This window comes from Collimonas humicola (assembly GCF_018304945.1).
GTDB lineage: Bacteria > Pseudomonadota > Gammaproteobacteria > Burkholderiales > Burkholderiaceae_D > Collimonas > Collimonas humicola.
Genome location: NZ_JAGQEE010000007.1, coordinates 136,645 through 154,811, shown reverse-complemented (window position 1 = coordinate 154,811; position 18,167 = coordinate 136,645). Strand labels below are relative to the sequence as shown.

Sequence of the window (18,167 nt, the reverse complement as noted above, 5' to 3'; positions counted from 1 at the left end):
AGATCCCTATCGGAGACCTCATGAAAAAAATCCTAGCCTATCTCGCCTCGCATTTGCTCGCGCTCGCCATCGGCTTTGGCGCCGGCGTGTACTTCCTGCCGATACTCACCGCCGGCGACGGCCCGAGCGCGGCAGAGCTGGCGCAAGCGGCCGGCAAAGCCAGATACACAGCAGTGTTCAAGAAGGATTTGCCGGGCAGCGACTTCCTGCATTGGGCGCAAGGAACGGTGGCCGTCAGCGAAGACACAATCGCATTCGAGGGCAAAATCGCGCCCGGTCCGGACTACAAGGTGTACCTGACTTCCGGCTACGTCGGCACCAAGGAAGAATTCCTGAAGATCAAGGAACGGGCCCTGCGCGTGGGCGAGGTAAAGACGTTCGAGCGCTTCATCATCGACATGTCGCAGCAGCCGGTCGACCTGTCACGCTACAACACCGTGGTGATCTGGTGCGAGACTTACTCGCAGTTCATCAGTGCGGCGCAGTTTCGTTAGCTCGGCCGGCGGCGCCCAGGCGGGCGCTGGCCGCCACCAGCAGCAAGGCGCAGCCGAGCCCGGCGAAAGCGCTGTTCAGGCTGCTGGCATGCGCCACGAAGCCGATCAAGGCCGGACCGGCCAGGATGCCGGCATAGCCGATGGTGGTGATGGCCGCAATCGCCAGGCTGGCCGGCATCGCGACCTGCTTGCCGGCGGCGCTGAACAGGATAGGCACGATATTGGAAGCGCCCAGGCCGATCAGCACGAAGCCGGCAAGCGCCACTGCGGCATTCGGCGCCGCGACGGCGACAAAGAAGCCGCCGGCGGCGCACAGGCCTCCCAGCAGAAGTACGCGCTTGCCGCCGAAACGGCGCACGATGCGGTCGCCGGTCAGGCGGCCGCAGGTCATGGCGATGGCGAAAGCGGCATAGCCGAGGCCGCCCTGGCTGGCAGCCAGCCCGCGCGTGGCGGTCAGGAACAAGGCGCTCCAGTCCAGGACCGCCCCCTCCACCAGGAACACGATAAAGCACAGCACGCCGATAAAGATCACCGCGCCATGCGGCAGCACGAACAGCGCACCGCGTCCGGCCGCTTCCGGCTCGCGCAGCAAGTGCGGAGCGGCCGCGGCCAGTGCCGCGGCGACTGCCAGCGCCGTCACGGCACTGGCCGCCAGCGGATTCAAGCCCAGCCATAGCAGCAGCGCCATGCCGCCGGCGCCGACAAAACCGCCGACGCTGAACAAGCCATGGAAACCGGACATGAGTGCGCCGCCGCTGGCTTTTTCCACCATTACCGCCTGCACGTTCATGGCGACATCCAGCGTACCGATGGCGGCGCCGAAAAAGAACAGGCCTATGCCGAGTTGCAACGGACTGGCCGCGAGCGCCAGGCCTGGAAGGATCAGGCAGGCCAGCGCACCAGCGCTCAGGATCACGCGGCGGCAACCGAGGCACGCCGCCAGCATGCCGGTCACCGGCATGGACAGCAGCGAACCGACGCCGAGGCAAAGCAACAGCAGTCCGAGTTCGGCTTCGCCGACCCCCAGGCGCGCCTTCACATACGGCACCAGCGGCGCCCAGGCCGACATCGCCAGACCGGCGCAGAGAAACGCGAGGCGGGTAGCGTAGCGCTGTTTCGGACCGACAGGATTCATGGCATGGCTTTCAGGATCGTTCATCACGCGGCGGCGGCGTAAAGCAGCTGCACGCCTTGGCGGTCGAATTGCGCCGCCTGCTTGCTGTCGGCGTCATGCTCCAGCACCAGATGCGTCAGGTGGGCGGCGGGCAGCACCGCAAACGGCGCCGCCGTGCCGAATTTTTCCCGGGTGGCGGCTACCAGCACCGCCTTGCTGGCAGCGGCCAGGCTGCGCTTGAATTCGGCCTCTTCGTAGTTGAAGCAGCTGAGTCCCGCCTCCGCGTCGACGCCGCAAGCGCCGAGGAAGAAAATGTCCGGCCGCATCCGTTCGGCATCGCGCAGTGCCGCGGCGCCGAGGTTGGCGCCGCTGCGCGCATCGACCCGGCCGCCGACCATGATCAGCGCGATCTCCGGCCGCTCCAGCAAAGCCAGCGCGACCGCCGCGGCGTTGGTCGCCACCGTCAGCGGCAAGCACGGCAACGCCTCCGCAATCGCCAGGTTGGTTGAACCGGCATCGATGAACAGCACGTCGCCGGCGCTCACCAGCGTCACCGCCGCCTGCGCCAGCCGCGCCTTGCGGAACGGCGCCTGCATGCGCCGTTCCGCAAGCGGTGCGGCCGCGGGCGACGGCGGCAAGGCGCCGCCATAAACCCTGGTGCAAAGGCCGGCCGCGGCCAGGTCGCGCAAGTCGCGCCGGATGGTGTCTTCGGAAACGTTCAGTTGCTGCGCCAGATCCAGCGCCAGCACCCGGCCGTCAGCCAGCAGCCGCTGCCGGATGAGGGCGTGACGTTCCTTGAGCAGCAGATTCGCGGTATTCATATGCGTCCACATCATGCATAAACACGTATAAATATACACAAACGTGCAAACATGGGCAAGCGTATCGCGGGCATTCGCTGCCGGGACTGTTTTCCGGCAGCGGCCTTGCGCTTGGGACTACTTCGGGATTACATCAGGACGGGGTAAAGAATCACGGCCCAGGTAGCAACCGCCAGCACGCACGTCAGCAGCACTGCGGCGCTGCCGAAATCCTTGGCGTTCTTGGAAAGAGGGTTGCGCTCCAGCGACACCCGGTCGACCACTGCTTCGATCGCCGAATTGATCAGTTCGATGATGATGATCCAGATCAGCACCGCGATCAGCATCAGCTTTTGCAGCGCCGACACCGGCAGCAGCAGCGCAACGATAATGCCGGGAACGACGATCAGCAGCTCCTGGCGGAATGCATGCTCGTTCTTCCAGGCGGAACGGAAACCTTCGGCGGAATAAAAGAAAGCCGAGAAAATTCTCTTGAAGCCGCTGGTGCTCTTGAATTCGCTAATCGGTTGCGGCTGGGATTCCTGCGCCGGCGACTGCGTGGATTGCGGTTTTTCGCTCATGCTGTGCTGATCTTGAAGGCAAGGCTGGCTTGCGATGACGGAAATGCAGATTGCTTGCACTTTAATCCTTGCATTTTAACAGCCTTGCTGCACTGCACGCTTGCGCTTTCACCGCTCTTTTTATACCGTTTATCAACGATATGCGATTGTGGCAGCGCTCTAATCGATGACAATAGCAATGCACGGCTTTTCACATTATGATATAAACGTTCCATTGCAATGCACCATTAAATCAATGAAAACAGCTACTCCCGACGACGCCGACAAGATTTCGATCCAGGTTATCGAACGCATGATCTCGCTGCTCGATACGCTGGCGCTCTATCCCGATCCGGTCAGCCTGAAAGAGCTGTCGGCGGTGACCGGCTTGCATCCGTCGACGGCGCACCGGATACTCAACGATCTGGTGGTCAAGCGCTTTGTCGACCGTTCCGAGCCCGGCAGCTACCGGCTCGGCATGCGCCTGCTGGAACTGGGCAATGTGGTGAAAAGCCGGCTCAACGTGCGTGAAGCCGCGCTGGATTTCATGCGCGGCCTGCATCGCAAGACCAACCAGACCGTCAATCTCTCGGTGCGCCAGAGCGATGAAATCGTCTACATCGACCGCGCGTTTTCCGAGCGCTCCGGCATGCAGGTGGTGCGCGCCATCGGCGGCCGCGCGCCCTTGCACCTGACCTCGACCGGCAAGCTGTTCCTCTCCATCGACGACCCCAAGATGGTCCGCGCCTACGCCACGCGCACCGGCCTGGCAGGACATAACAAGAATTCCATCACCGATCTCGGCAAGCTGGAACGCGAGCTGAGCCTGGTGCGCGCACTAGGCTATGCGCGCGACAATGAAGAACTGGAACTGGGCGTGCGCTGCATGGCGGCCGGCATCCGCGACGATTCCGGCAAGATGATCGCCGGCCTGTCGATCTCGGCGCCGGCGGACCGTTTGCAAGAGGAATGGGTGGAGGATCTGATCAGCACCGCGAACCAGATTTCCGCGGTGCTGGGATACGCGTCGCAGCAGCAATAGCGGCGCGCCAATCCTCAGGCGGCAGCACATAAAAAAAGAGTTTATTCAGCAATGAATAAACTCTTTTTCAATTTCAGGTGCCGGCTGGCGCCGGCGAACAATCAGATTCAGCTTTGGCCGTCGGCGATCTTCACCCGCGTCAAAGTAGCAGGGTGCGAATCGGCCAGCCATTTGCGGACGCGGTCAGCGTCGGCCTGGCGCGAATACTTGCCGCGCGAATCGAGGAACACCATGACGATCTGGCGGCCTTCGATGGTGGTCTGCATGACCATGCAGCGCCCTGCTTCATTGATGTAGCCGGTCTTTTGCAAACCGATCTGCCACTCGGGATTTTCGACCAGATGATTGGATGTGGAATATTGCAGCGGACGGCCGCCCGGCTCCACCACGTATTTCGAATCGGTTGAATATTGGCGGATGATCGGATGCTGGTAGGCTGCCATCACCAGGCGCGACAGATCGCGCGCGCTGGCGACGTTCAGGTGCGACAGGCCGGTTGAATCGACATAATGGGTTTCAGTCATGCCGAGCGCCTTGGCCTTGGCGTTCATGGCCGCCACAAAGGCTGGCAGGCCGCCCGGATAGTTGCGGCCCAGCGCGGATGCGGCGCGGTTCTCGGAACTCATCAGGGCGATGTGCAGCATGTCGGACCGGCTCAACTGCGAACCGACACGCAGGCGCGAGCCGCTGTGCTTTTCGCGGTCGATATCGTCATCGGTGACCGCCAGCACTTCGTTCATGTCTTGTTTCGATTCGACCACCACCATGCTGGTCATCAGCTTGGTCAGCGAGGCGATCGGCAATGCCACCTGCGAATTCTTGTCCAGCAGCACTTCCGAGCTATTCTGGTCCAGCACCAGCGCCACGCTGGATTTCAGTTCCAGCGGATCGCGCGTCAGGTTGAGGCCGGCTTGTTCGCCAGCCGACAACACCGGCGGCAAGGCCGGCACCACCGGCGCAAACGCCACGCGCTGGTAAGTCACTTTGCGGCGGCCATGCACCATCACCACTTTTTTCACCAGCTTTTCGTTCTTGTTGAGCGAAGCCACGGTGCTGCTGCGCCCGCGGGCGGCAATCACGGTGTGTTTTCTGGAACCGGCCTTGGCGACCGCTTTCTTATGGGAGGAAGTAGCTTTGGCAGCTGCAGCCTTGCCAGCCGCGGCTTTTTTCGCGGATTTCTTTGCAGTGGACTGACTGGTTTGGGCAGAAGCAGGAGCAGCGGGCGCAATCGCGAGCACGAGGAAAAACGACAAAAAAACAATTAACGCGGATTTGCCCATTTGCGGCTCCAATATGCGACGATCTATAACTTTGTGGCAGTGTAGGCAAATACCAGAAAAATCGCAAGAGAATTAGATAGTTAGCGCACTAAATTAAACGACTTTCGATGTCTGGGCGACGATTTGCGAGCTAGATTTTACCGCAACTCGACGGCCAGACATTTTCTTTAGCATAGGACTATTTGTAACATTCGATAAGGGCTGCATCGATATTAAATGAATAATCCTGCCGCAGGTCGAAGTAAGCCGACACTTCCGACGGCGCGCTGCCCCACAAGGACTTGATCGCAGCCACCCGCTCCGGCGGAGTGCGCATGCGGGCGACCCAGGCATCGAACTGCAACGGCAGCTTCCAGCTCTGGCCGGCTGCCGGCCGCAGACCGGCGTCGGCCAGCAGCTGACGCCAGGCCGGGACGCTGCGGTTACGCACGTGCGAAGCGTCACGCAGCAGCTCTATCGACTGCAAATAGGTATCGCTCAGGATATCTTCCGGCGACACCGTATCGATCACGATGCATTTGCCGCCCGGCTTCAATACCCGCGCCATCTCGGCCAGCGCCCGCGGCAAGTCTTTCCAGTGATGCGCGCTGTAGCGGGTGCAGACCAGCTCGAAAGAAGCGTCGGCAAATGGCAGCTGGTCTGCGCTGCCCTGCTGCACATGCAGGTTGCCCAGGCCGCGCTCGGCGGCAGCGCCCTGCACCACCTCCAGCATTTCCGCCGCCAGGTCGTAGGCGATCACGGTGCCGATATGCGGCGCCATGGCGAACGCCGCGTGCCCGGCGCCGCAGCCGACGTCCAGCGCCTTGCCCTGGTGGAACTGCTTGGCGTAAGCCGCCAGCTGCTGCAGATCGGCGCCCTGGGCGTGGACGGTGCTGCTCAGGTAGGCGGCGGCAGTGCTGCCGAATTGTTCCGACACCACCTTGTCGTGATTACGTACAGTGCTCATAAGCTTCTCCTCAGAAATGGGTAACGGGCGTTCATACAAACCCGAGCCCTGGCCGCAGCTTGGATTCTGCGGCCAGGACTGTAGGCGAGCCATCAGTGTAATTATTCCGTATCCTGTTACAAGTCTAGTGCTTATACTATTACCTCCACCAACAGGATAAGCCGCGCCATGGATGAAGCAGGCAAACGCAAGGCAATGGGCGAATTCATCAAGACCCAGCGCACCCAGCTCTCGGCAGCCGAACTGCGGCTGGGCGGCAGCACCCGCCGCCGCACGCCCGGCCTGCGGCGCGAAGAAGTCGCGCAGCTGTGCGATATCAGCGTCACCTGGTACACCTGGATCGAACAGGGGCGCACCGTCTCGGTTTCGGCAGCCGCATTGGCAAGGATCGCTGAAGCCTTGCACTTGTCGCGCGCCAAGCGTGCTTATCTGTTTGAACTGTCCGGCAAAAAAGATCCGCAGGCGCAGGATCCGCAGGCCGCGGACATTCCCGATGAAATCCTGGCCGTCACCGGCAGCATCAAGACGCCGGCCTATCTGCTTGACCGCCACTGGAACGCGGTCGCCTGGAACCGCGCCGCCAAGACCTTGTTCGTCGGCTGGCTGGACCAGAAAGACAGCTGCAGGAACCTGCTCGAATATACCTACTGCGCACCGCAGGCGGCACTCCTGATCAGCGATTGGGAGCAGCGCGCCAGCCGCCTGGCGGCGGAGTTCCGCGCCGATTGCGGCATGTATCTGGACGACCCGGAAATTGCCCGGCTGGTGGCGCGCCTGAGCAGCGCCAGCGCGGCGTTCCAGCGCGCCTGGAATCTGCACGATGTGGTGGAAAAGGAAGGCGGCGAGCGCCGCTTCACCCATCCGACGCTAGGCCGGCTGGCTTACCGCCAGGTCAACCTGCGGGTCGCCACCCGGCCTGAACTGAAGCTGGTGATGCTGCTGCCGGTCTGACGGCCGCGCTTATTTTTTCATGACAAAGACCACGCCCAGTATCGCCACTACCATGCCGGCGATGCCCAGCAGGTTGAAGACTTCGCCGAACATCAGCCAGGCCATCAGCGCCGTGGTGGGCGGCGTCAGGTAGAGCAAGCTGGTGACGCTGGTGGCCGCGCTTTTGCGTATCAGGGCGAACAGCAGGAAGATGGCGCCGATCGACAAGGCGAAGATCGACCACAGCAAGGCGCCGATGAAGCGCGGCGTCCATTGCACCGTATCCAGCGCCGGCGTCAGGTGCTCATAGAACATGGCAAATGGCAGCAGCACCGCGACCGAGGCGGCAAACTGGATGACGGTGCCGCTGCGCAGATCGAAATGCGGACAGTGGCGCTTCTGGTACAGGGTGCCGGCCGTCATCGACAGCAGCGCCATCAGGCATAAGCCGATGCTGGTCCAGGACAGGCCGACCAGGGTGATCTTGGCGGCCACCACCAACCCTACTCCGCAAATCCCCAGCACCAGGCCCAGCCATTGGCGCGGCCTGACCGATTCGCCGATCAAAGGCGCGGCGAACGCCGTCAGGATCGGCTGCATGCCGACGATCAGCGCCGACAGGCCAGCCGGCATGCCCAGCTTGATGGCGCACCAGACGCCCGCCAGGTAGCCGCCCTGCAGCAAGATCCCCGCGAACGCGATATGCGCAATTTTTCCACGCGGCCAGGGAGCCCGCATCAACAGCACCAAAGGCAGCAGCACCAGCAGCACACCGCCGAAGCGCAGCAGCAAGAACGTCAGCGGCGGCGCATACGGCAAGCCGAACTTGGCGACGATGAAACCGGTGCTCCACAGCACCACGAACACCATCGGCATGGCCGCGAGCAAAGGATGGGCGACAGGCGCCGCCGGCGAGGAACTGGCTGAAGACATGGAATTATCCGGGTTGGGTGAGCGGCGCCGCAGCCGGGCGCTGCAGAGCGAAGTCTTTGGCAAAGCTTGCCGCCAGTGCGATAGTTTGCAGGTGTACCGCTACCGTGTCTTGTATATTCTTGCCGTAGCCTCCGGCCATGCTGATCGCCACCGGTATCGACAGACGGCCGGCGGTCTCCAGCACCATGGCGTCGCGCCGGGCCAGGCCATCGAAGCTGAGCTTCAGCCGGCCCAGCCGGTCGCCCTCGTGCGGATCGGCGCCCGCCAGGAAAATGATCAGCTGCGGCGAAAAGCGCGCCAGCATGGTTGCCAGCGCGCCCTGCAAGGCATCCAGGTAGGCCTCGTCGCCGGTGCCATCCTCCAGCGCGACATCGAGATCGCTCTGCTCCTTGCTGAACGGATAGTTGCGGGCGCCATGCAGCGACAAGGTAAAGATGGAGTCGTCGCGCGCCAGGATGGACGCTGTGCCGTTGCCCTGATGGACGTCCAGGTCGACGATAGCGACCCGCTGTACCCGCCGCTCCGCCTGCATCAGCCTGGCAGCGACGGCGGCATCGTTGAAGACGCAGAAGCCGGCGCCCTGGTCGGCAAAGGCGTGATGGGTGCCGCCCGCCAGGTTGACCGCGACCGGTTCCGGCCCGGCCAGCGCTGCGCGGCAGGCGGCGATGGTGGCGCCGGCGGAACGCCTGGAACGCTCCACCATCTGGGGCGTCCAGGGAAAACCGATGGCTTTCTGCACGCTGTCCGCCAGCGTGCCGCTGCTGACCTCGGCGATATAGCGCGGATGATGCGCCAGCGCCAGCACGCCGTCGCTGGCGCTGGGCGCTTCGTGAAAGTCGATGCCGGCGACGGTCGCCAGCGCGCCTTCGTGGATCAGCCGGTATTTCTGCATGGGGAAGCGATGGCCGGCCGGCAGGGGCAGGACGAAATGATCGCTGTAGAAGGCTTTCAAGGCAGGCCTGACGAGGTGCAATAAAACAACAGTCTAACACTGGTAAATGTGACAGGCATTACTGGTAAATTTGACAGTCGACATGACAAATAAATAAGCAAAAACGGCTTAAACAAGCGCTTTTCATAAGCTTAGTCTTAAATAATCTCACATTTATATTGCAGCGCACAAAAATTCGCTTGACACGGTTTCAGAATAATTTACAATCAAATTGTTGCGTCGCACAATGCGTATTGAATGTACTGGCAGACGTAATCAACGGCTAGCGATTAGCCACCCTTAGTTGCCCTACCAATTTCGTTTTTTTACCGTATCGAATCCTAGGAGAAGCCATGTCTACCGTTGCAGAACAATTTTCAGCCGCTACCAAAGCCAATTTCGAAGCTAATCTGGCGCTGTTCACCGATTTCACTAACAAGGCATTTGCCGGCGTGGAAAAACTGATCGACCTCAACCTGAACGCCGCCAAGGCTTCGCTGGAAGATTCGAACGCTACTACCCAGAAACTGTTTGCGGCTAAAGACCCACAGGAATTCTTCTCGCTGAGCGCAGCGCTGGCCCAGCCAAACACTGAAAAAGCCATCGCTTACGGCCGTCATTTCGCCAGCATCGCTTCCAGCACCCAAGCCGAACTGGCCAAGGCTGCTGAAGCCCAGGTTGCGGAAACCAAGCGTAAAGTCATCGAATTCGTTGACCAGGCGTCGAAATCGGTTCCTCCTGGCGCAGAAGGCGCAGTTGCTTTCGTCAAATCGGCAATCGGCAGCGCCAACGCCGGTTACGAACAGTTTGCCAAGAGCACCAAGCAAGCTGTCGAAACACTGGAAACCAACGTCAACAACGCAGTCGACCAACTGTCGCAAGCTGCTACCAAGAGCGTTGCCCGTACTACCGCCAAGAAGTAATTCTTCTTTGCCGGCGCGCTAGCGCGTGCCGGCTTCTGGTCTCCTCGGTACCTGCAACGCTGGTATCGTTACTTACCCCGGATCGCCGGGGTATTTTTTTGCCCGGACGCATTGTGCGATCCGGGCCGGCATCACGCTTTGGCCAGGGCGACCAGTTTCAGCAGGCGCAGCAGCGCGGCGTCGTCCATCAAAGCCGGCAAGTCGCAGATATGCAACAGCTGCTGTTCGATATTTTTCGCGGCGCCGCCGGCCTTGAGCGACGCTTGCAAGACTTCCACCTGCAACTGCAGGCGCTCGCGCGACAGCGCTGGCGGGCTGTCGCTGCCGGCCATGATTTCGGCGCGCAGCAGCTCCTGTTGCAGCAGCGGACGGCCGGCTTCCAGCCTGGCAGCATAGCCGCTGTCGTTTTGCATGGCACGTTCAAAGCGGGCAGCGAGGATTTTTTCAAATGCCGGAACCAGCGCCGGCAGCGCTTGCCACTCGCCGCGCCAGTCGGACTCGCCAGGGCTTTCACTGGCGCCGCTGCCGGCGATTGCCGTTTCAATTTTCTGGCACAGGGCCAGTTTGCCGCGCAAGGCATCGGCTTGCGCCAGTGCTGCCTGGCGCCGGTTCTGTTCGAGTATCGCCTGCGCTGCCGCTACGGCGGCCTGGAAGCGTGCATCGATTTGCGCCTCGGCCGCACGCGGCACCTGGCCGCCGCGGTTCCAGTCTTGCTGGGCCTGCTGCACTATTTTCGCCAATCCGGCCGCGGGCTCGGCCACGGCGGCTTCCAGCGCTGCGCATTGCTCTTCACGCAGCCGCAGATTGTCGCGCCGCTCGGCATCGGCGCTGGAGGCCGCTTCCTTGCGCTGGGCAAAGATGGCGTCGCAGGCGCTGCGGAAACGCAGCCACAGTTCCTGCTCTTCCTGGCGCGGCAAGGGCAAGGCCTTGGCCTGCTCCTGCCAGCGCGCCTGCAATTCCTTTACGCGATCCGCTGTGTCGCGCTGGTTGGCCGGCAACTGCGCGGCTTCGGTGATCAGTTTTTCCCGGCGGCCGACTTCGATCCCTTGCTGTTCCGCCAGCGGCCCCTGCAAGCTTTGCAGCGCGGCGGCAAAAGCGCCGTCCAGCGATTTTTTCTCGCTGCGGTTGATCGGCCCCAGGGTTTTCCAGGCCTGCTGCTTTTGCTGGCAGAACTGGGCAATGATTTTCCAGTCCGGCGCTGCGCCTGCCGCATCGGTCGCCAGCGCGCTTTGCGCATACTGCCGGACCTCGTCGATCAAGGCGCGGGCGTTGACCTGGTTGGCCTGGCGCTGTTCAGCCTGCTGCTGGAAATGCGCAGCCACCGGCGCATAGGCTGCGGTGCAGGCAGCGTCGAAACCTTCCCACAAGGCCTTGGGCGCCGAACCGGAGCTGACATCCAGCGATTTCCAGCGCGCCCGCAAGCTGCCGATCTTCTTTGCCAGTTCCGCCGGCGCCAGTTCCTGCGCCGGCAGCTCCAGCGCTGCCTTGGTCAACTCTTCGCGCGAAACGTTGCCGCCCCAGCGCGCCCAGCCTTGCAAGCGAGTCAGTTCGCCACGGGCCTGCGCCAGGCGGCTAGCCTGGGCGGCGCTTGGCTTGTGCTGCTTGAAATCCATCGCCCGCAGGGCCTTGTCAAAATCCACTGCCTGCTGCAGCGCGCCGTCTTCCAGTGCTTTTTCCAGGCCATCCAGCGCTTCTGCGATTTGCGGACGCTCGCCAGCCTCGGCAACTTTAGCTTCGGACTGAATCTTTTGCGGCTTGTGCACGACCACCGGAGCATGCTGTTTCAGCAATACCTGGTAACGTTGCTCCAGGCCATCGTCCAGCAAGGCCGCCGGCAATTTTGGCAAGGCGGACCATGCGCTTTTCAACGCTTCCGGCTGCAGTGCGTCGGTCGCGGCTTCCCAGTTGGATAGCAGTTCATTGCGCGCCTGCAGCGCCGCCTGATGTTGCTGCAGATCCTGCAGCAGCTTGCGCAGGGCCTGCGCTTCCTGGGCAAAATCGCTTGCCAGGTGACGCGGCAAGGTCAAAGCCTCGGAATGACTGATGCAACTTGCCATCTGCGCCTCCAGTGCATCCAGCGCCGCCGGGGCTGCATCGGTCAGGCCGGCCTTGGCTTGCAGATGCATGGCGCGCACCTGGCTCAGCAAACCGAGGGCATCGTGCTGCAACACCGCTTGCGCGCTCAGCCGCTCGGCCAGCGCGGCCCGCAACTGCGTAAATTGCTGCAACAAATCGGGCGGCACATCCTTGCCTTCCCAGCTGCGGTCCAGCTCCGCCACCTGGTTCGGCATCAGTTGCCGCTCTTGCTGCAAATGCTGGGCCTGAACGATGCAGGCAGCCGCCTTGCCGGCGATAGCTTGCTGCTGGCGCACGCTGTCCAGCCGCGCCTGCATCAATTTGGCGACACGGCGGTCGGTGTTGCGGCAGGCTTGCAGCACTTGCTCCAGCGCCGGCGGCGACTGCACCAGCTGCGCCGCCGCCAGGCGGGCGTCGGCAAACGTCGATTGCAAGATGAAGGCCACTGCGGCTGCCTCATCGCTCAAGGCTTGCGCCTGCTGCAGCGCTTGCTGCCGGGCCTGATCCGAAACCTGCTTGGCTTCCGCGCGCAGCGCGGTTTGAGGAGCAACTGCGGGCTGGGGCGCGGCACGCTCTGTGCGCTTGAAAAGAAATCCGAACATGTGATTTTCAATCAGATGGGTGCAGATCGCCGTTAATCGCTAACGGCTTTACACAGTGGTTTAGGTGAAGGAATTGGAGGAATTATTTACCGGGCAACTTAAGCGGGACGGTATTCGGCTTTCAACTGGTCGAGTCCGGCCAGCATCTTGGCGAACGCCGCCGCGCTCTGCACCGGCTCGCCCTTGACGCCGAGATCGATGTGGCGGCGCACGCCGCCCTCGCCCACATGCGGCAGGCTGAATACTTTCACCAGGGGAAACTCCGCTTCAATCGCTTCCATCAGCGGCGTCAGCGTCGACTCCATGGCTTCGAACACGAGCACCGATTGTTCCAGCTGCGGATTCTTATGGAACTGGTCGGCGTAATAGGTATCCAGCACCCATTCGAACATCGGCCAGGCCATGACCGGAAAGCCCGGGGCGAAATGATGCGCACCGGCGCCCTGGTGGCGGATAGTAAAACCCGGGATTTTGTTGAAAGGATTAGGAATGATGTCGGCGCCCTGCGGGAATTCACCCATCTTCAGCCGGTGCAGGTTGTCGGGCGTATCGTAATCCAGCGTGACGCCGGCATCGCGCGCGGTGTCGGCGATGCGCTCGCGGATTTTTTCGCGTGCTTCAGGATGCAATACCAGCGGCACGCCCAGCGCGGCGGCGGCGCATTGGCGGGTGTGGTCGTCCGGCGTGGCGCCGATGCCGCCGGTGCAAAATACGATGTCGTCGCTGTCCAGCGTGCGTTTCAGGGTGGCGGTGATGCGCGCCGGATCGTCCCCTATGTATTCGGCCCAGCTCAGCGTCAAACCGCGCGCCGTGAGCATTTCCAGTATTTTCGGAAAGTGTTTATCGACTCGCCTGCCTGACAGGATTTCGTCGCCGATGATGATAAGTCCGATTGCCATGGGGATCCCTGAGGATGAATGAAATTATGACAAAAACCTTTAACGCTGCGAAGTATCGGACAGTTGATGAATCGCCTGCCCGTCATCGCGCTTAGCCATAATGATAGCAGCCTCGGACGCTGCCCGATATTTCGCCAGTGCGGCCAGGCAATAATACTCAAACCAGAGGCCGGTGAATACGAATACCAGCACATACAGCCAGATCGAGCCGGCCGCCAGCAAGGGGAACACCACCAGCCACAGTGCACCGCCCAGCCACAGCATGGTAGGCGCGGCGCCAAGCGCGCCGGTGATGACGCCGATCAGCAGCAAGGGCCAGCGGTGGATCTTCAGGATCGCCCGCAGCTCATCCTTGTCGGCATGCGCGGCCAGCGCTTCATAGGCGAACACGCGGTAAGTCAGCCAGCCCCACAGCACCAGCGGGATCAGGAAGGCGAACGGCGGGATCAGCCACAAGGGCAAGGTCAGCAGCCACAGCACGCAGAAAATGACGAAGGCCGACAAGGAGATCCAGATGCTGCCGAGCAGCGAACCGCCCTTGCGCATTTCAAGAGCGGCGAAGTGGCGGCGGCCGATGTGGCGCGCGGTCGCCGGCAAGGCGAAGGCGCCGACGAACAGCAAGGCGGTCAAGATCATCAGCGGCAGCAAGGCCCACAGCGCCAGCCAGGGAATGATGACCGTCTTGAGCACGCCCAGGCCAAGCCAGGCCGGGATATAGCTGGCGATGCCGAGGCCGTCGTTGCCGGCAAAATAGTTCTTTTGCAGCCAATCGATCATCGGCTGCAAACCCCACCACAGCGCCAACCCCCACAGCAGCACCGACAACACGAACGGCAACAAGGTCAGCATCAGCATGCGGTAGTGCAGCTGCGACAGCAGCGCCCGGCCGAAGGCAACCAGTACCGGGCGCATCAGCGTGACCCCTTTCTGGAAAATTCAACCATGCGCTTCAAGCCCAGCCATTGCTGCGACCAGAAACCGTTGCCGTAGTCGCGCGCCGGCCTGCCGGCCGTCGCAAGCTGGTCGCGGATGCCGGTATGCTCGAAGCTCTTGCCGAAATGGGCGCTGCGAAACAAGATATCCCAGAATGAAAAAAGCACGCCGAAATTATGGCCGCCCAGCGTTCCCTTGCCCTTGCTTTCGTGGCCGATGCCGATGGCATGGTGCCAGCGGTGAAAGCGCGGCGACACCAGCAGCGCATCGCCCAGCCGGCCGAAATGGATACGCACGTTGGCATGCTGCAGGCTTTGCAGCATGCGCGTGACCGACACCAGCAATACGTATTGCGCCGGTTCGACGCCGATGGCCAGCGCCACCAGCGCCATGACGACGTCATGGATCACGCCGTCGAGCAGGTGATTGCGGTCGTCGCTCCACAGGTTCAAGTCCTGCTGGCTGTGATGCAGGCTGTGCAAGCCCCACAGCCAGCCGAAGCTGTGCTGCGCGCGGTGGTACCAGTATTCGCACAGGTCCAGCACCAGCAGATAGAGCAGGAAAGTGATCAGCGGCTTGTCGCTGATCCCGGGCAGCAGGTTTTCCAGGTTGATGGGATTGATCCCTTCCAGGTGCAGCAGCTCGGTGGCCTTGGCCATCAAAGGATCGATCAGGAAAAACACCAGCACCGAAAAGGCGCCGAGGCGGTACAGCACGGTATAGAGGAAATCGATCCAGCGCGCGCGCCTGTCGTTGAAGGCATGCACCGGGATCCAGGCTTCCAGCGGCCGCAGGATGAGGAACAGGAGGATCAGCTCGCAGACGCCGATCAGGAACCATTCGGTGCCATCGAAGGCATCTTCCAGGTATTCGCTGAGGCCGGCATGGAACATCAGCGGCTGCACCACGGTCTCGAACAGCCAGGCCTGGACGGCGGCAAACCAGTTTATCAAGGTATCGGTCATGATTTGTCGCTAGCCTTTGCCGTTCAGTCCGCGCCGATGCAGCTTGTCCGCCTGTCCCTGCAGGTACTCCGGGTTGTCGCGCAGGGTGGCGAAACAAAAGCCTTTTTTCTCCAGGCCGCTGATCAAGGGTTCCAGCACCGCCGGCGCCCACGGATCCTTGCGCGACCAGATCCCCAGATGGGCCATGACGATATCGCCGTCGCGCAGGTTCTTCAGCGCGCGTTCCAGCAGCATCTGGTTCGGCCATTTGTCGCTGGGCAGTTCGTCGCCGGAAAAACCGGCGTCGGCCCAGGCCACATGCTTGTAGCCGCAAGCCCCTCCTGCCGCCAGCGTATGCGGCGTGGTGTGGCCGCCCGGGGTGCGCCAGAAATGGTCGACATGGCTACCGGTCAGTTCGTAGAAACGCTGGTCGACGCGCTTGATCTCGTCGCAGTATTGCTGAGGGCTCCAGGCCGCCAGCTTGCCGGCATTGGCGCCGAATTGCGGCTTCACTTCGATCTTGCCTTCAGGCAGGTCGCGCTTGGCGTAGACGTGGTCGAAGGTATGGCTGCCGAATGCGTGGCCGTCGGCCACCAGCGATTTCCAGAACGGCGCCCAGGACGGATCCAGTGTGTAATCGCCGTTCACGGTCTTTTCATTGGCCATGAAAAACGTGGCCTTGATATGATGCCGGCGCAAGGTCTGGGCAATGTACTGGGCTTGCGACTGGCTGCCGGTGTCGAAGGTCAGGTAGATGGTGCCGGCGCCGCAGGCCTGCTGTGGCGTCGCCGGCTGCGCCGGTGCCAGGCCGGCCGCCAGCGCCGCCGCGGCGGCCAGGCCAGGTTTGACCAGAGACAGGAAACGCATCACAGTTCCGAAGCGCGGTTGTTGAAATAGATGCCGTGCGGCGAACGGCCCACCGGAATCGACTTGATCACCTTGCGCGTCGCCAGGTCCACCACCGACACCTTCTTGACCCAGCGCTGGGTGACCCACATGGTCTTGCCGTCAGCCGTGATTTCCATGCAGTCCGGACCGCCCGGGACACTGATGCTGCCGACGTTTTCCAGCGTGCTCAAATCCAGCACATTGATAGTGCCGGCGACGCGGTTGGAAACGAAAATATGGCGGTTGTCGCCCTGCGGACGGAAATTGTGGGCGCCGTCGCCGGTCTTGATCTTCTTGACGATCTTCTGGGTGCGCCAGTCGATCACGGCGACATAGTCGCTGCCCATCACGCCCACCAGCAGGTATTTGTTATCTGGCGTCATGTAGACGCCGGCCGGCTGCTTGCCGACCGGCATGGTCCATTTGACTTTTTGCGTGGCGAGGTCGACCGCCGCCAGTTCATCGCTGCCCTGCAGGCTGATGAAGGCCAGCGAACTGTCCGCCGTGAACGCCATATGGCTGGGCATGGACGGCAGCGGCAGGCGTTTTGCGATCTTCAGGTTTTTGCCGTCGTAACCGTAGATATCGATGCGGTCGAGGCGCAGGCCGTTGGCGATGAACCATTTCTGGTTGGGCGAAAAGCCGATCTGGTAAGGATCGACGATGTCTTTGACCTGGCTCTGGATCTGGCCGCTTTTCGGGTCCAGGAACAGCAGCGAATTGCCTGTGGCCGCAGCCACGATCAGCGATTTGTTGTCCGGCGTCGGCATCAGGTGGTGCGGCTCCTTGCCAACCGGGAAAGTACCGATTTCCTTGTAGGTCGCCTGGTCCAGCAAAGTGATGGTAGCGTCGCGCGAATTCAGGATGACCACTGTATTGCCGGCGGCCGATGCTTGCGGCGCAGCGGCCGGCGGTGTTGCCGCGAAAGTGGAAAATGCTGTCAACAAACCGCAAGCGGCGACCATGGAACGACGTACAAAAACGGACATGACTAAACTCTGAGAAGCAAAAGGAAGCATTTTACCGCGCATGAATGACACCTATAGATTTAAATGACTTTACCGCCATAGCGAGGCATCCCACTAGATTGCCTGCGGACACCGCTTGCCGGCCGGATTTTCGTTTACACTGCACTACCTGACGAACCACAGGCGCTTCGATTGCGCCCGGTTGCTTTTTGCGGATAAAGCAATCCGCAAAATTTAATCATTTTACAACTTTACCTCATTTGAAAAGGATTCCCATGTCGACCACCACTACCGTTTCCGGCCTGCAGTACGAGGAAATCACCGTTGGCGACGGCGCTGAAGCAAAAGCCGGCAATCATGTGACCGTGCATTACACCGGCTGGCTGCAGAATCCGGACGGCAGCGCCGGCAAGAAATTCGACTCCAGCAAGGACCGCGGCGACCCGTTCGAGTTTCCGCTGGGCGCCGGCCATGTCATCAAGGGCTGGGACGAAGGCGTGCAAGGCATGAAAATCGGCGGCGTGCGCAAGCTGATCATTCCGGCCGCGCTGGGCTACGGCGCGCGCGGCGCCGGCGGCGTGATTCCGCCAAACGCCACATTGATTTTTGAAGTCGAACTGCTGGGCGTATAAGCCTGGCCAGAACCTGACCTTGCTGCCCGATGAAACATTTCAATTCACCTGACCTCGCCCCGATGGCGCGCTGGATTGCAGCGCTGCTGCTGGCCGCGCCCCTGCTGGGCGGCTGCACCGTGGTGAGCGTGGCCGGCAGCGTGGTTAGCGCCGGTGTCAGCGTCGGCAGCGCAGCTGTCAGCGTTGCCTCTACCGTGGTGGAAGGCGGCGTCAAAGCCGGCTCCGCCGTGGTCGACGCCGTCACTCCCGACTGATCCGATTTTCTCCCTTCA

19 protein-coding genes are annotated in these 18,167 nt (G+C 61.8%); 6 read left to right on the top strand and 13 right to left on the bottom strand.

The window, feature by feature from the left end; translation table 11 throughout:
- The first annotated feature begins 20 nt into the window (after positions 1–20).
- Positions 21–494 carry a DM13 domain-containing protein gene (locus KHU30_RS19840; protein ID WP_211444333.1) on the top strand — a complete coding sequence of 158 codons (474 nt, stop codon included), beginning with the start codon at positions 21–23 and terminating at the stop codon, positions 492–494.
- On the opposite strand, the gene KHU30_RS19835 is transcribed toward KHU30_RS19840, so the two are convergent.
- The 3 genes from KHU30_RS19835 to KHU30_RS19825 form a co-directional block, all read right to left on the bottom strand.
- Positions 472–1,653 carry an MFS transporter gene (locus KHU30_RS19835; RefSeq protein WP_230427487.1) on the bottom strand — a complete coding sequence of 394 codons (1,182 nt, stop codon included), beginning with the start codon at positions 1,651–1,653 and terminating at the stop codon, positions 472–474. The two genes, KHU30_RS19840 and KHU30_RS19835, sit on opposite strands and share 23 nt — an antisense overlap.
- A complete protein-coding gene (locus tag KHU30_RS19830) occupies positions 1,653–2,429 on the bottom strand; it encodes a DeoR/GlpR family DNA-binding transcription regulator (RefSeq protein ID WP_211444332.1) in 777 nt (258 codons plus the stop codon). The genes KHU30_RS19835 and KHU30_RS19830 overlap by 1 nt, the downstream gene beginning before the upstream one ends.
- 128 nt (positions 2,430–2,557) lie before the next feature.
- Positions 2,558–2,989 carry a diacylglycerol kinase gene (locus tag KHU30_RS19825; protein WP_211444331.1) on the bottom strand — a complete coding sequence of 144 codons (432 nt, stop codon included), beginning with the start codon at positions 2,987–2,989 and terminating at the stop codon, positions 2,558–2,560.
- A 235-nt stretch (positions 2,990–3,224) separates the two neighbouring features.
- Between KHU30_RS19825 and KHU30_RS19820 the strand changes: the two genes are divergently transcribed.
- Positions 3,225–4,010, top strand: a complete 786-nt coding sequence (locus KHU30_RS19820; protein WP_098496079.1) for an IclR family transcriptional regulator — start codon at positions 3,225–3,227, stop codon at positions 4,008–4,010.
- Positions 4,011–4,117: 107 nt separating this feature from the next.
- Here the strand turns inward: KHU30_RS19820 and pbpG are convergent, their stop codons facing one another.
- Together pbpG and KHU30_RS19810 are read right to left on the bottom strand one after the other, a co-directional pair.
- Entirely contained in the window at positions 4,118–5,290 is a 1,173-nt protein-coding gene (pbpG, locus tag KHU30_RS19815; protein WP_211444330.1) for a D-alanyl-D-alanine endopeptidase, read from the bottom strand.
- A 178-nt stretch (positions 5,291–5,468) separates the two neighbouring features.
- Positions 5,469–6,236: a class I SAM-dependent methyltransferase gene (locus KHU30_RS19810; protein ID WP_211444329.1), complete on the bottom strand. Its 768-nt coding sequence runs from the start codon at positions 6,234–6,236 to the stop codon at positions 5,469–5,471.
- 168 nt (positions 6,237–6,404) lie between these two features.
- Between KHU30_RS19810 and KHU30_RS19805 the strand changes: the two genes are divergently transcribed.
- Positions 6,405–7,187, top strand: a complete 783-nt coding sequence (locus KHU30_RS19805) for a helix-turn-helix transcriptional regulator (RefSeq protein ID WP_211444328.1) — start codon at positions 6,405–6,407, stop codon at positions 7,185–7,187.
- Between the two features lie 9 nt (positions 7,188–7,196).
- Here the strand turns inward: KHU30_RS19805 and KHU30_RS19800 are convergent, their stop codons facing one another.
- The gene (locus KHU30_RS19800; protein ID WP_211444327.1) at positions 7,197–8,099 is read right to left on the bottom strand and encodes a DMT family transporter; all 903 of its coding nucleotides are present in this window, start codon (positions 8,097–8,099) and stop codon (positions 7,197–7,199) included.
- Between the two features lie 4 nt (positions 8,100–8,103).
- A complete protein-coding gene (locus KHU30_RS19795; RefSeq protein ID WP_230427486.1) occupies positions 8,104–9,051 on the bottom strand; it encodes a histone deacetylase family protein in 948 nt (315 codons plus the stop codon).
- Between the two features lie 332 nt (positions 9,052–9,383).
- On the opposite strand from KHU30_RS19795, the gene KHU30_RS19790 reads away from it, so the two are divergent.
- Entirely contained in the window at positions 9,384–9,953 is a 570-nt protein-coding gene (locus KHU30_RS19790; protein ID WP_211444326.1) for a phasin family protein, read from the top strand.
- 131 nt (positions 9,954–10,084) lie between these two features.
- On the opposite strand, the gene KHU30_RS19785 is transcribed toward KHU30_RS19790, so the two are convergent.
- From KHU30_RS19785 to KHU30_RS19760, 6 genes are all read right to left on the bottom strand, one after another.
- Entirely contained in the window at positions 10,085–12,631 is a 2,547-nt protein-coding gene (locus KHU30_RS19785) for a DUF349 domain-containing protein (protein ID WP_211444325.1), read from the bottom strand.
- A 98-nt stretch (positions 12,632–12,729) separates the two neighbouring features.
- Positions 12,730–13,530 (bottom strand): competence/damage-inducible protein A, encoded by an 801-nt coding sequence (locus KHU30_RS19780; RefSeq protein ID WP_211444324.1) that lies wholly within the window; start codon positions 13,528–13,530, stop codon positions 12,730–12,732.
- A gap of 39 nt (positions 13,531–13,569) precedes the next feature.
- Positions 13,570–14,442: an EI24 domain-containing protein gene (locus tag KHU30_RS19775; protein WP_211444323.1), complete on the bottom strand. Its 873-nt coding sequence runs from the start codon at positions 14,440–14,442 to the stop codon at positions 13,570–13,572.
- Positions 14,442–15,428 carry a sterol desaturase family protein gene (locus tag KHU30_RS19770; protein WP_211444322.1) on the bottom strand — a complete coding sequence of 329 codons (987 nt, stop codon included), beginning with the start codon at positions 15,426–15,428 and terminating at the stop codon, positions 14,442–14,444. Before KHU30_RS19770 ends, KHU30_RS19775 begins: the two co-directional genes overlap by 1 nt.
- A 9-nt stretch (positions 15,429–15,437) precedes the next feature.
- The gene (locus KHU30_RS19765; protein ID WP_211444321.1) at positions 15,438–16,274 is read right to left on the bottom strand and encodes a polysaccharide deacetylase family protein; all 837 of its coding nucleotides are present in this window, start codon (positions 16,272–16,274) and stop codon (positions 15,438–15,440) included.
- Positions 16,274–17,284 (bottom strand): YVTN family beta-propeller repeat protein, encoded by a 1,011-nt coding sequence (locus KHU30_RS19760; RefSeq protein WP_230411499.1) that lies wholly within the window; start codon positions 17,282–17,284, stop codon positions 16,274–16,276. The genes KHU30_RS19765 and KHU30_RS19760 overlap by 1 nt, the downstream gene beginning before the upstream one ends.
- A gap of 254 nt (positions 17,285–17,538) precedes the next feature.
- Between KHU30_RS19760 and KHU30_RS19755 the strand changes: the two genes are divergently transcribed.
- Together KHU30_RS19755 and KHU30_RS19750 are read left to right on the top strand one after the other, a co-directional pair.
- Positions 17,539–17,895, top strand: a complete 357-nt coding sequence (locus tag KHU30_RS19755; protein WP_211444319.1) for an FKBP-type peptidyl-prolyl cis-trans isomerase — start codon at positions 17,539–17,541, stop codon at positions 17,893–17,895.
- A 29-nt stretch (positions 17,896–17,924) separates the two neighbouring features.
- On the top strand, positions 17,925–18,149 hold the full coding sequence (locus tag KHU30_RS19750; RefSeq protein WP_230411498.1) for a hypothetical protein: 225 nt from the start codon (positions 17,925–17,927) through the stop codon (positions 18,147–18,149).
- Positions 18,150–18,167 lie beyond the last annotated feature (18 nt).